Below are 12847 nucleotides of genomic sequence, written 5' to 3'. Positions count from 1 at the left end.
AGACGGACAATGGCCTCCATCACCATTCGCGACGTCCGCAAGAGCTACGCCAAGATGCAGGTCGTGCATGGCGTCAATCTTGACATCAAATCCGGCGAATTCGTCGTCATCCTCGGGCCGTCAGGCTGCGGCAAGTCCACGCTGCTCCGCATGATCGCGGGGCTGGAGGAGATCTCCGGGGGCACGATCGCCATCGACGGCACGGTGGTCAACAAGCTCGAGCCGCGCGAGCGCGGCTGCGCCATGGTGTTCCAGAACTACGCGCTCTATCCGCATATGAGCGTGGCCCAGAACATCGGCTATTCGCTGAAGGTGGCCGGCATTGCCGCCGCCGAACGCACGCAGCGCATCCAGGCCGTCGCCCGCGTCCTGGAGCTCGAGCATCTGCTCGACCGCAAGCCGATGGCGCTTTCCGGCGGCCAGCGCCAGCGCGTCGCCATGGGCCGCGCCATGATCCGCGAGCCCAAGGTCTTCCTGTTCGACGAGCCGCTCTCCAACCTCGACGCCAAATTGCGTGTGCAGATGCGTTCGGAAATCCGCAAGCTGCACCGGCGGCTCAACGCCACCTCCGTCTTCGTGACGCACGACCAGGTCGAGGCGATGACGCTGGCCGACCGGCTGGTGGTGATGAATGGCGGGCGCGTCGAGCAGGTCGGCACGCCGGCGCAAGTCTACAGCCGGCCGGCAAGCCGCTTCGTGTCGACTTTCGTCGGCGCGCCGGCGATGAACATGCTCGAAGGCACGGTCACGCTCGACGGGCTGTCGCTGCTTGGCGGCAGCCGCAAGCTCAACGTATCGCGCACGGGCCTCGCCGTGGGTTCGAAAGTCGCGGTCGGCATCCGGCCGGAAGCCGTGCGCATGGTGGCGCCGGGCACGCCGGGCGCACTCGATGCAACGGTCGACCTCGTCGAGGAACTGGGCGCCGGCCGGGTTGTCTATGTCGATCTCGACGGCGCGCCGTTCTCGGTGGTGACCTCCGAGACCGTTCACCCGGAGCCGGGCAGCGCCGTCGGCCTGCAATTCACCGAGAGCGACCTGCACTTCTTCTCGTCGGAAACCGGAAACCGGCTCGACGTGTTCAAGGCTTCGGCGCCGGAGCCTGCGCTGTAAGGATCGAAAGAGGATTCACGGAATGAAGATCATCCAGGTGACCGACGTCCACCTCGGCCGTCGGGGCGAGGTCCGCTTCGGGGCAAACCTCAATGAGCGGCTCGACCGCTGCGTCGACCATATCAATGCCCGCCATGGCGACGCGGCGCTGTGTGTCTTCACCGGAGACCTGACCGAATCCGGCGAGACCGAGAGCTATGCCGACCTGGGATCGGCGCTGAGCCGGCTCTCTGTGCCGTACCGGCTGCTGCCCGGCAACCACGACCGGCGCGCCAACCTGATCGCCGCCTTTCCGGAAAACGGAACCGACGGCAACGGCTTCGTGCAATCGGTCTTCGCCACGCCGGAGGGGCGGCTGGTGTTCCTCGACAGCCTGGCCGAAGGCCGCGTCACCGGAGAACTGTGCGACAATCGCCTCGCCTGGCTGGACGCCCGGCTTGCCGAGGCGGCCGGCAGGCCGGTCTATCTGTTCCTGCATCATCCGCCGGTCGAGCTCGGCTTGACTATTCTCGATCCGCTCGGCCTCGAGCAGCCGCAGCGTCTGCTCGACGTGCTCATGCGTCACGGCAATGTCCGCTACATCTTCTTCGGCCATGTCCATCGCGACATTGCCGGTACGGTCGCCGGCATTCCGTTCTCGGCGCAGCGCGGCCTGCATGCCCGCTTCATGCTCGACTTGGTCGGCGATGAGGTGGTCGAGCAGGCGCCGCCTGCCTATTCGATCATACTGATCGACGGCGCACGCGTGCTCATCCACAGCTGCGATTTCCTGGAAAGCTGGCCGCTCTGGTCGCCGGCGACGGGCGAGCGCGTGCGGTAGACCAAAGCGCGTCGCGCTGAAACGGATTCAGGCGACGCGCTTTAAGTCCTTGTTTTTATGCATGTCGTTTTCGCAAAACCGCTGCGCACTTTTGCGCGACATGCATTAGTGCGTTTCACCGTTTCACGGAAACGGCGAACCGCTCTATTGCTTTTTGTTTTTGACGCGGATCGAGGCGGATATGTCGGGCCGCGCAACTCGGTAACTTCTATCCAGCACCCAAACAAACTCGCAGAGCGCTTGAACGCTGATCGAGACCAACTCGGCCCCTTCCAGGGTCCCGGCTGCTGTCCGTTGCTGCGCTACGTCATCCCCGACCATAAGGCGCAACAGCACGTTCGTGTCGAGGCTGATCTTCACTTGCGCTCGGTTCCGCGCATCCCGCCCGAAGCGCCGGCGTCGGCGATCGCATCGTTGATCTCCTCGATCGAAAGCCGTGCGCCGTTCGTTTTGCCCTTGAGCATCCCGCTCAACTCTTGCCAGGAGCCCTTGCCCGGTCGGCTTTCAGCTCCGCTCGCCCATCGGGTAGAAGATCAAGCCTGATCTTGTCGCCGGGCTGGATGCCGAGGTGCTTGAGCACGTCCTTTCGGAACGTGACCTGGCCCCGTGCTGTAACCGTCAATGTCGTCATGATGTGGCCTCCGAGCGCTAAAATAATGCAGAGTTGCATTATTTTCAGGGAGGAGATCAAGCGAATACGTGCGCCTTGCCGATGACGGTGAGGCGCACGATCTCGCCGACCGCCGGCGCGTCCATGCCTGTCTTGCGCAGGATGAGCGGCGTGTTGCCGATAGCGGCCGCATCTGGCGGGTCGGGGCTGTTGAGCAGCCGCACCGCGACGGTGCAGACCGAGCCGGCGAATTCGGACGCAGTCACTTCGCCGAACAGCATGTCCGGCGTTCCGGACATGCCCTCGCGCGACGTCCGCTTGAGCTGAACCTGCTCGGGTCTGAGCATGATGCGGGCGACGTCGCGCCGCTCGGCCGTGTCGACGGCGATACGGCCGAGCGGCGAGATGGCGAAGCCGTCCGCGATCTTGGCCGGCACGATGATGGCATCGCCGAGGAACTCGGCAACCATCCTGTCCTTGGGCTGGAAATAGAGCTCGCGCGGCGTGCCGACCTGCGAGAACAGGCCGTCGCGCATGACGGCCACCTGGCTGGCGAAGGACAGCGCCTCGGCCTGGTCGTGAGTGACCAGGATGGTGGTGATGCCTGCTTCCTCCAGAAGTTCGGCCACCGCCTTGCGCATCGAAGCGCGCAGGCCGGTGTCGAGCGCCGAGAACGGCTCGTCGAGCAGCATCAGCCTGGGTTTCATCGCCATGGCGCGAGCGAGCGCGACGCGTTGTTGCTGGCCGCCGGAAAGCTCATGCGGCCGGCGCTTCAGGATGGCCTTGTCCAGCCCGACGATATAGGCGAGCTCTACGATGCGCTCCATGCGCTTTTCCTCGCCGCGCGCCATGCCGAAACCGATATTGTCGGCGATGGTGAGATGCGGGAACAGCGCGCCGTCCTGCGCCACCACGCCGATGCTGCGGCGATGCGCCGGCACGGCGGCGCCGCCATTGGCGAGCACCTTGCCGTCGAGCGCGATGCGGCCACGGTCCGGCGCCTCGAAGCCGGCGATCAGCCTCAGCAAGGTGGTCTTGCCGCAGCCGGACGGCCCGACGATCGCGGTGCGGCTGCCGCTTTCGACTTGCAGGTCGACGCCGGCAAGTGCTGCCACCTTGCCATAGTATTTCGCCACACCATTGAGTTCGAGGAAGCTCATCGTCCGGCCATCCGCTTCGACTGGACATAGAGCATCAAGGTCATCGGCAGCGAGATCGCGACCATGATCAGGGCGTAGGGTGCGGCGGAGGCATAGTCGATTTCACCGCTGTAGGACCAGAACGCCACCGCCAGGGTGCGGGTGCCGTTCGGCGCCAGCATCTGGGTGGCGGTCAGTTCATTGGTGATGCCGAGCGCCACCATCGCCATGCCGGCCGCGGCACCCGGCGCCGACAGCCGGATCGTCGTCGCCCACAGCGCCTTGAGCGGCGGCCGGCCGAGGCTTGAGGCGGCGCGTTCAAGCTCCACCGGCGCCTGCGCGATCGAAGCGCGCAGGCTGACCAGCGCGCGCGGCAGGAACATCAGCGCATAGCCGAACAGGATGGTGAACAGCGTCTGATAGAGCGGCAAGGCGACGCGCACGGTGATGGTCACCAGCGCCAGCGCGATGACGACACCGGGCAACGACCCGACGATGTAGTTGCAGCTCTCGAGCAGGCGCTGCAACGGGCCCGGCGCGCGGATCGAGATCCAGGCCATGGGCATCGCGGCGATCGTGGCAAGCAGCGCGCCGGCGATGGCGAGGAACAGCGTCTGGCTGAATGCGGGGGCGATCTCGTCCCAACGCCAGATATCGGCGCCGCCGGCAAGCAGCCAGCGGCCGACCGTTACAAAGGGCACGCCGAGCGTGAGCAGCGCGGTGCCGACAGGCAGCAGCAGGCAAGGCAGCATGGCGCGGCCGAGCCGGGTGCGCTGCTGCTGGCGCGCCGCGCCGGAACCGACGCGCGCATAACGCTCCTCGCCACGCACGATCACCTCCACGCCGAGCAGCACGAAACAACAGGCGACCAAAACGGCGGCGAGCATATTGGCCGCCGGGCCGTTGAAGGTCGACTGAAACTGGTCGACGATCGCCGTGGTGAAGGTGTCGAAGCGGATGAAGACATAAAGCCCGTATTCGGCAAGCAGGTGCAGACCGACCAGCAGCGAGCCGCCGCAGATGGCGAGCCTCAATTGCGGCAGCACGACGCGCGCGAAGACACGCCATGGGCCGAGGCCAAGGGCGGCAGCGGCGTCCTCCAGCGCGGGGTCGAGCCGGCGCAGCGCCGCCGCGATCGGCAGATAGAGGAAGGGAAAATAGGCGATGACGGAGACCAGCACGCCGGCCCAGAGCCCGTGCAGGCCAGGCACAAGGCTGATCCAGGCATAGCTGTGGACGAAAGCAGGAATGGCGAGCGGCGCGACCGACAGCCACGACCACAGCCGGTTGCCGGGCAGATCGCTGCGCTCGGTCAGCCAGGCGAGCGCCACCGACAGCACGATGGCGATCGGGACGGTGACCACGACGAGCAGGATGGTGTTGACCAGGAGCTCGCCGACGCGCTGGCGGAAGATCAGCGCGATCACGGTTTCCCACCCGGTCTGGATCGCTGTCCAAGCGATGAAGGCGAGCGGCAGCAGCGCGATCAGCGAGATCAGTGCGGCGGCAAGCGTGATCCACGACGTGGACCTTCGGCGCTGCCTTGCGGCAGCCGGCAAGCCTGCAGGCGTGAGGTCGATTGCGGACGCCATCAGGGGGTGTGCATCGCCAGGCTCGACGAACGAAGGCGATTCGATGAACCGCTGACGCGGCCGGAAAGGCAGCTGATCGTCATCGACGAGGCCATCTCCAAAACAAAAACGCTCCCGCGGAAAGCGAATTCCCGCAGGAGCACGGTCGGTTGTCCTTTTAGGACGAACGCGAACTAAAGCAAGCCGGCTTGCGTCATCAGGTCGATGACCTTCTTGGAGTTCAGGTGCGTCGGATCGATCTTGGGTGCCTGCAGATCGGCCAGCGGCACGAGCTTCGGGTTGGACTCGGCACCTTTGCCCACAGCGTATTCATAGGAGGTTCCGGTTTTCAGCACCTCCTGGCCGCCCTTGCCGGTCACCCATTTCAGGAAGGCCTGAGCCTCCTTCGGATGCTTGCTCGAGGCCAGCACGCCGCCGCCGGAGATCGACACGAACGCGCCCGGGTCCTGGTTCTTGAAATAGTGCAGGCCGACATTCTTGCTGTTCTCGCCGGTCTTGGCCTGGTCGCCGAAATAGTAGTAGTGGTAGATCACACCGCCATCGATCTCGCCGGCATTGACCGCCTTCATCACCGTGCTGTTGCCCTTGTAGGCGGTGAAGTTGTCCTTCATGGCCTTCAGCCAGTCGGCGGTCGCGGCTTCGCCCTTGAGTTCGAGCAGGGCGCTGACGATGGCCTGGAAATCGGCGCCGGCCTGCGAGGCGGCCCAGCGGCCCTTCCAGCTCGGGTCAGCGAGGTCAAGCAGCGACTTGGGCAAGTGATCTTCCTTGAGCTTGTCCTTGTTGTAGGCAAAGACGGTGCTGCGGGCGGCGACGCCGACCCATTTGCCGCTCGAGGGCTGGTATTCCTGCGGCACCTGCGCCAGCGTGTCGGCATCGACCGGCGCGAACAGGCCCGCCGCCTCGACCAGCGCCATCGCCGGCGAGTTTTCGGTCAGGAACACATCGGCCGGCGAGGCAGCGCCTTCGGCTACGATCTGGTTGGAGAAATCGCTGTCGCCGCCATTGCGCAGCGTCACCTTGATGCCGGTTTCCTTGGTGAAACCCTTCGCCCATTCCTTGGCGAGGCTCTCATGCTGGGCGTTGTAGACGATGATGCCTGCATCCTCCGCCATAGCCGGCGCTGCGATCAGGCTGGCCGTCAGCGCAACGGCGCCGGCAAGGGTCGAAAAGGCAAGTTTCATGGGCATCGTCCTCAAAATCTGGAGACAGGGGTTCGGGCACGGCTGCACCTAGCAATACCTGATTATCATAGTCAACATTGTGATGCTGCTTCAATTGGTCGCCCGCGCCGCAAACTTTCGTGATTTTCCGGTACTTTGGCTTGGACATTATTTGACCGGCCACGTAACAAATCAGCGCCGAGGCACGAAAATCGGGGGAGTGGACTCTGTGACCGGCAAGGACGAGACCGAACTCTCCGGGCTGTTCAGGGCCGCAATCGCGGGAAATGAAAGGGCGTATGCCGACTTTCTGCACCGGATTGCCGCTCTCGTTCGCGGCTTTGTCCGGCGCAAGATCGTACAGGGCGGGGTCGACCCCGAGGATGTCGTGCAGGAAACCTTGCTGGCCATTCACGTCAAACGGCATACCTGGCGCGAGGACGCGCCGGTGCTGCCATGGGTCTATGCGATCGCCCGCTTCAAGCTGATCGATGCGTTCCGCAGGCGTGGGCGTCGGATCGAGATCGAGATCGACGAAATCGCCGAGACTTTCGCCGAGCCGGAAGCCGAGACGGTCAGCGAGCGCGACATCGCCAGGGCCCTGGACGGCCTGCCGCCGACGCAGCGTTCGGTGGTTTCCTCGATTTCGGTCGATGGCCGCTCGATCGGCGAGACGGCGGCGAAGCTCGGCGTCAGCGAGACGGCGGTCAGGGTGTCGCTGCATCGCGGCCTTGCCGCGATCGCCAAAAGGTTCGGACGGCAGTGACATGAGAACCGAGGATCTCATCAAGGCGCTCGACGCCGATGCAAGCAGCAAGGCGATGCCGCTGGGGCTGGCCTGGTGGGCAGCCTTCGGCGTGGCGGTGGTGGTCGCGGCGGCGGTCTTCTTCATGACGATCGGCCCGCGCCCTGACATCATGCCCGCCATGCACACGATGCGCTTCATGTCGAAGTTCGTCTTCACACTCACGCTCGCCGCCAGCGCTTTCGCGCTGATCCGCGCCCTGTCGATACCCGGCGCGGCAACAAGGCGGACGATGGCGTGGATGCTCGCCGCGCCATTGCTCGTCGCGGTGGCGGTGGTCCTGGAGCTTTTTGTCGTGCCCGAGGCCGACTGGGGCAGGCGGCTCGTGGGCTCCAACATGATGATCTGCATGACCTTCATTCCGCTGATTGGTATCGGCCCTTTGGCGATCTTCCTCGGCATGCTGCGCTACGGCGCGCCGACGCGACCGGTGCTGGCCGGCGCGGTCGCGGGCCTTTTGGCAGGCGGATTGGCGGCGACCTTCTATGCCGCGCATTGCTTCGACGATTCGCCGCTGTTCGTCGCCACCTGGTACACGATCGCCATCGCCTTCCTGACCGCGCTCGGCGCGCTTGGCGGGCGGCTATTCGTGCGCTGGTAGGATTGCACACCGATCCTTAATCATGCCGGCAATTGTTTGCCGGTTAGCGGAGCGGCCGGTCTCCCATGCAACCATTCCTTAAAATCGATCCGCCAGGGTTGTGGCAACGCGCAGTTGCGCATGGGGTGGATCGCATTTGACGTGGTTGGGTTTGAAAGCTCCGCGGGCCAGCGAGCGCGCGGTGCTGGTCTTGATGACAGCCGGCATCGTTGCCGTGGCCGCATCGATTCTGTCGCCGAGCTTTCAGCTTAGCGCCGAGGCGCTCAGGCTCTGCCTGCAGCTGTCGATTGCCGCGATCGGAGCGTCGCTTTTCCTTTTCGCGCTGTTCATTCGCCGGATCGCCGGCGACCACCGGCAAATCGCCGAAAGCGAGCAGCGCTTCCGCCGCGCGATGGAGGATTCAGCGATCGGCGTCGCTATCGTCGGTCTCGACGGTCGCATCGTGCAGACCAATCCCGCCTTCGCCGCCATGCTCGGCTACAGCCGCGCGGAAATTGAGACGCTGACCTTCTTCCAGATCACGCATCCGGACGATCAGCAGCTCGGCCGCGAGACGATGGTTGCGCTGAAGGAGGGAAAGATCGATTCCTTCCATTTCGAGAAGCGCTACCTCAAGAAGGACGGCACTCCGGTCTGGGCGCAGCTTGCCGGTTCCGTCATCCGCGAAGAGGAGACCGGCAGGCCACTCTATCTCGTGTCGCAGATCGAGGACATCGATGCGCGCAAGCAGGCCGAAGCGCGCATCGCCGAAGCGGAGACCCGCTGGAACTTCGCGCTGACCAGCGCCGGACAAGGCGTCTGGAGCCTCGACATGCGCAAGGGCGGCACGACCTATTCCGAAACCTGGGTGAGGATGCTTGGTTATGACGACGGCGAGCTCGACGGTGATCCCGACCGCTGGCTGACGATGATCCACCCGGACGACCGCGAGCGCGTCGCCGAGGCAGACCGGGCGCATCTTGCCGATGAGACTGCCTTCTTCGAGGCCGAGTTCCGGATGCGCCACAAGAACGGTCATTGGGTGTGGATCCTGGACCGCGGCAAGGCGATCGAGCGCGACGGCGAAGGCCGGCTGATCCGCGCCATCGGCAGCCTGACCGACATCACCGAGCGCAAGGAAGCGGAAGAACGTCTCAAGGTTTCGGCGGCCATGCTGGCCGACGAGAAGGAGCGGCTCAGGGTGACGCTGCAGTCGATCGGCGATGCGGTTATCTGCACCGACGCCGCCAACCGCATCACCTTCATGAACCCTGTCGCCGAAAAGCTGACCGGCGTTGCCGCCGGCGAGGCACTGGGCAAGGCGCTCAGCCATGTCTATTGGGCGGTCGACGAGGAAACCGGGCAGAGGATCGGCCTGACGCGTCCCTCGGCCGGCGACCGTCAACATTGCGACCAGAACACACGTGCCGTTCTCGTCCGGCGCGACGACACGCGCTGCAGCATCCGGCAGGTGGTGTCGCCAATCATGAACGATCGCAACGAGTTCTGCGGACTGGTCATCGTCTTCCAGGATTTCACCGATGCGCGCGCCCTGCAGCGCCAGCTGGCCTATGCCGCGGCCCACGACGCGCTGACCGGGCTCGCCAACCGTTCGAGCTTCATCCGCACGATGGAGAAGCTGGTCGATCAGTGCCGTCTCAACGGCGGCGAGCACCAGTTCATGTTCGTCGACCTCGATCATTTCAAGGCGGTCAACGACACCGGCGGTCACGCCGCGGGCGATGCGCTGCTGAAGCGCGTCGCCGACGCTATCCGCAACGTGCTTGGGCCGCAAGATATCGTTGCCCGCCTCGGTGGCGACGAGTTTGCCGTCATCCTGAAAGCCAGCGCGGCGGCACCGGCGGCAATCGCGGCGCGCTCCGCCATCGACGCCATCCGCAACCTGAACTTCGTCTGGGACGGCCGCCCGCATTCGATCGGCGCCAGCATCGGGCTCGCGGCGATCCGCGCCGGCTGCGGCGAAGTGGATGAGATCATCGCCCGGGCGGACGCCGCCTGCTATGCCGCCAAGGCAGCCGGACGCGGTTGCGTTTCGGCAGCACCCGACGAAGTCCCGAAGGAAGGGGTGACGTCTCTACTGCTTGCCGCGGCATCCTGAGCGCCGGAAAGCGCTCAATCGACGAGGATCAGCGCGTCGGCACCGGATGGTCGCCGCGATAGTCGTAGAAGCCGCGTCCGGTCTTGCGACCCAGCCAGCCGGCCTCGACATATTTCACCAAAAGCGGGCAGGGGCGGTACTTCGAGTCCGACAGCCCCTCATGCAGCACCTGCATGATCGACAGGCAGGTGTCGAGACCGATGAAGTCGGCAAGCTGCAGCGGCCCCATCGGATGGTTGGCGCCGAGCCGCATGGCGGTGTCGATGGCGTCGACCGTGCCGACGCCCTCATAGAGCGTGTAGATCGCCTCGTTGATCATCGGCAGCAGGATGCGGTTGACGATGAAGGCCGGGAAATCCTCGGAGACGGTGATCGTCTTGTCGAGGTGGTTGACGAAGGCCTTGGCCGCTTCGAAGGTCTTGTCCTCGGTGGCGATGCCGCGCACCAGCTCGACCAGCTTCATCACCGGCACCGGGTTCATGAAATGAATGCCGATGAAGCGCTCCGGCCGGTCGGTCTGGGCGGCGAGCCGCGTGATCGAAATCGACGAGGTGTTGGTCGCCAGGATCGCTTCCGGATTGAGCTGCGGGCAGAGCTGGGCATAGATCTTGCGCTTGACCGTCTCGTCCTCCGTCGCCGCCTCGATCACGAGGTCGGCGGCGGCGAGATCAGCCATGGTGGATGCCGACGAGATGCGTGCCATCGCTTCGTTGCGCGCCTTCTCCTCGAGCTTCCCTGAACCGACCTGGCGAGCCATGTTGCCGCTGACAGTGGCGATGCCCTTCTCGATGCGGTCGGACGAGACGTCGTGGATCAGGACCTTGTAGCCGGCCAGCGCCGAGACATGGGCGATACCGCCACCCATTTGACCCGCGCCGACAATGCCGATCGTCTCGATCTTGCTCATTTACCCCAATCCCGTCTGGAGCTTTTCCGCTTCCCCGAAGCGAGAAAACGCTCCTATCTCTTGTTTCACGCAATTCCGGATGGAAAACCGCTACGCACTTTTCCTGGAATTGCTTTCAAGCCTTAGCAGCCTGCTTTTTGTGCAGCGCAAACTAAAAGGGCGGGGAGACTTCGTCTACCCCACCCTTCGGATTTTAATATGCCTGAGCGGAAGGCGTCAAAGCGCCTTTTGCAGTTCCGGCAGGATGACGAAGAGATCGCCGACGAGACCGTAGTCGGCAACCTGGAAGATCGGCGCCTCCTCGTCCTTGTTGATGGCGACGATGACCTTCGAATCCTTCATGCCGGCGAGATGCTGGATGGCGCCGGAGATGCCCACGGCGATGTAGAGGTCGGGGGCGACCACCTTGCCGGTCTGGCCCACCTGCCAGTCGTTGGGGGCGTAGCCCGCATCGACCGCGGCGCGCGAGGCGCCAACAGCGGCGCCAAGCTTGTCGGCGACGGGCAGGATCACTTCCTGGAACTTCTCCGAGGAGCCGAGCGCGCGGCCGCCCGAGATGATGATCTTGGCCGAGGTCAGCTCCGGACGATCGGTTTCGGAGAGCTTGTTCTCGACGAAGGAGGAGAGGCCTGGGTTGGCGGCGGCGCCGACCGTCTCGACCGCAGCCGAGCCACCCTCGGGCGCGGCCTGGAAAGAGGCGGTGCGGACCGTGATAACCTTCTTGGCGTCGGTCGACTGCACGGTCTGGATGGCGTTGCCGGCATAGATCGGCCGCTTGAAGGTGTCGGGCGATACCACCTCGATGATCTCGGACACCTGGGCGACGTCGAGCAACGCGGCCGCGCGCGGCGCGACATTCTTGCCGACCGACGTGGCCGGCGCGACGATGGCGTCATATGAGCCTGCCAGCGAGACGACGAGCGCCGCCGTCGGTTCGGCGAGACGCTCCGAAAGCTCGTCGGCCTCGGCGAGCAGCACCTTGCGCACGCCCTTCAGTTTCGACGCGGCGTCGGCAGCAGCCTTGGCGCCCTTGCCGGCGACCAGCACGTCGACATCCGAGCCGATCTGGAGGGCCGCCGACAGCGCCTTGGCGGTCTGGTCGGAAAGGCTTGCGTTGTCGTGTTCGGCGATGAGGAGAATTGCCATTTTCTGTTCCTTTCCTAACCGCTCAGAGCACGCCGGCTTCGTTCTTGAGCTTCTCGACCAGCTCGGCGACGCTCTTGACCTTGACGCCCGCCTTGCGACCGCCCGGCTCCTCGGTCTTGATCACCTTGAGGCGCGGCTTGACGTCGGCGCCGTAGTCGGCCGGGCTCTTCTCGTCGAGCGGCTTCTTCTTGGCCTTCATGATGTTGGGCAGCGAGGCATAGCGCGGCTGGTTGAGGCGAAGGTCGGCGGTCACGATCGCCGGCATCTTCAGCTCGACGGTCTGCAGGCCGCCGTCGACTTCGCGCGTCACCTTGGCATGATCGCCGGCGAGCTCCACCTTGGAGGCGAAGGTGCCCTGAGCCCAGCCCAGCAGCGCCGCCAGCATCTGGCCGGTCTGATTGCTGTCGTCGTCGATCGCCTGCTTGCCGAGGATGACGAGGCCCGGCTTCTCGGCCTCGACCACGCCCTTCAGCACCTTGGCGACGCCGAGCGGCTCGGTCTGCTCGTCGGTCTTGACTAGGATGGCGCGATCGGCGCCCATGGCGAGAGCGGTGCGGAGCGTTTCCTGCGCCTGCTGCGGGCCGATCGACACGACGATGATCTCCTCGGCCTTGCCGGCTTCCTTGATCCGGATCGCTTCCTCGACCGCGATCTCGTCGAACGGGTTCATCGCCATCTTGACGTTGGCGAGCTCGACGCCCAGCCCGTCGGCCTTGACCCGGACCTTGACGTTCGCATCCACAACCCGCTTCACGGGCACAAGGATCTTCATTTTCCTGTCACCTCTCCTGAGATAGTCGGGCGCGCTATAGCAGTGTGCGCCTTGCCAGAGTTGTCGAAAGCCGACATTCCGGGCGGA

12 protein-coding genes and 1 pseudogene are annotated in these 12847 nt (G+C 64.8%); 5 read left to right on the top strand and 8 right to left on the bottom strand.

The window, feature by feature from the left end; translation table 11 throughout:
- Positions 1–9 precede the first annotated feature (9 nt).
- Positions 10–1110 (top strand): sn-glycerol-3-phosphate ABC transporter ATP-binding protein UgpC, encoded by a 1101-nt coding sequence (gene ugpC, locus ABID26_RS26275; protein WP_292303219.1) that lies wholly within the window; start codon positions 10–12, stop codon positions 1108–1110.
- 22 nt (positions 1111–1132) lie between these two features.
- Positions 1133–1930 (top strand): phosphodiesterase, encoded by a 798-nt coding sequence (locus ABID26_RS26270; RefSeq protein ID WP_292303218.1) that lies wholly within the window; start codon positions 1133–1135, stop codon positions 1928–1930.
- A gap of 144 nt (positions 1931–2074) precedes the next feature.
- Here ABID26_RS26270 and ABID26_RS26265 read toward each other — a convergent pair whose 3' ends face one another.
- The 5 genes and pseudogenes from ABID26_RS26265 to ABID26_RS26245 form a co-directional block, all read right to left on the bottom strand.
- Positions 2075–2290, bottom strand: coding sequence for a PIN domain-containing protein (locus tag ABID26_RS26265; protein ID WP_292303217.1), 216 nt, complete (start codon positions 2288–2290; stop codon positions 2075–2077).
- A pseudogene (locus ABID26_RS26260) lies at positions 2287–2561 on the bottom strand (AbrB/MazE/SpoVT family DNA-binding domain-containing protein). Before ABID26_RS26260 ends, ABID26_RS26265 begins: the two are co-directional and overlap by 4 nt.
- A 56-nt stretch (positions 2562–2617) precedes the next feature.
- On the bottom strand, positions 2618–3700 hold the full coding sequence (locus ABID26_RS26255; RefSeq protein WP_126097696.1) for an ABC transporter ATP-binding protein: 1083 nt from the start codon (positions 3698–3700) through the stop codon (positions 2618–2620).
- Positions 3697–5271 carry an ABC transporter permease gene (locus ABID26_RS26250; protein ID WP_354416999.1) on the bottom strand — a complete coding sequence of 525 codons (1575 nt, stop codon included), beginning with the start codon at positions 5269–5271 and terminating at the stop codon, positions 3697–3699. Before ABID26_RS26250 ends, ABID26_RS26255 begins: the two co-directional genes overlap by 4 nt.
- 173 nt (positions 5272–5444) lie before the next feature.
- Entirely contained in the window at positions 5445–6452 is a 1008-nt protein-coding gene (locus tag ABID26_RS26245) for an iron ABC transporter substrate-binding protein (RefSeq protein WP_292303215.1), read from the bottom strand.
- A gap of 208 nt (positions 6453–6660) precedes the next feature.
- Here ABID26_RS26245 and ABID26_RS26240 point away from each other — a divergent pair, with 208 nt between their 5' ends.
- The 3 genes from ABID26_RS26240 (at position 6661) to ABID26_RS26230 (ending at position 9935) form a co-directional block, all read left to right on the top strand.
- Positions 6661–7197 (top strand): sigma-70 family RNA polymerase sigma factor, encoded by a 537-nt coding sequence (locus ABID26_RS26240; RefSeq protein ID WP_292303223.1) that lies wholly within the window; start codon positions 6661–6663, stop codon positions 7195–7197.
- 1 nt (position 7198) lies between these two features.
- Positions 7199–7837 carry an NrsF family protein gene (locus ABID26_RS26235; RefSeq protein ID WP_292303214.1) on the top strand — a complete coding sequence of 213 codons (639 nt, stop codon included), beginning with the start codon at positions 7199–7201 and terminating at the stop codon, positions 7835–7837.
- Positions 7838–7988: 151 nt separating this feature from the next.
- Positions 7989–9935, top strand: a complete 1947-nt coding sequence (locus ABID26_RS26230) for a PAS domain S-box protein (RefSeq protein WP_354416996.1) — start codon at positions 7989–7991, stop codon at positions 9933–9935.
- Between the two features lie 28 nt (positions 9936–9963).
- Here ABID26_RS26230 and ABID26_RS26225 read toward each other — a convergent pair whose 3' ends face one another.
- The 3 genes from ABID26_RS26225 to ABID26_RS26215 form a co-directional block, all read right to left on the bottom strand.
- The gene (locus tag ABID26_RS26225; protein ID WP_126097701.1) at positions 9964–10842 is read right to left on the bottom strand and encodes a 3-hydroxybutyryl-CoA dehydrogenase; all 879 of its coding nucleotides are present in this window, start codon (positions 10840–10842) and stop codon (positions 9964–9966) included.
- Between the two features lie 216 nt (positions 10843–11058).
- Positions 11059–11988 (bottom strand): electron transfer flavoprotein subunit alpha/FixB family protein, encoded by a 930-nt coding sequence (locus ABID26_RS26220; protein ID WP_126097702.1) that lies wholly within the window; start codon positions 11986–11988, stop codon positions 11059–11061.
- Positions 11989–12010: 22 nt separating this feature from the next.
- Complete coding sequence (locus ABID26_RS26215) at positions 12011–12760, bottom strand: electron transfer flavoprotein subunit beta/FixA family protein (RefSeq protein WP_040989245.1); 750 nt, start codon at positions 12758–12760, stop codon at positions 12011–12013.
- Positions 12761–12847: the final 87 nt, after the last annotated feature.

Source organism: Mesorhizobium shonense (assembly GCF_040545255.1).
GTDB classification, from domain to species: domain Bacteria; phylum Pseudomonadota; class Alphaproteobacteria; order Rhizobiales; family Rhizobiaceae; genus Mesorhizobium; species Mesorhizobium shonense.
This window is presented reverse-complemented; position numbering and strand designations above follow the sequence as displayed.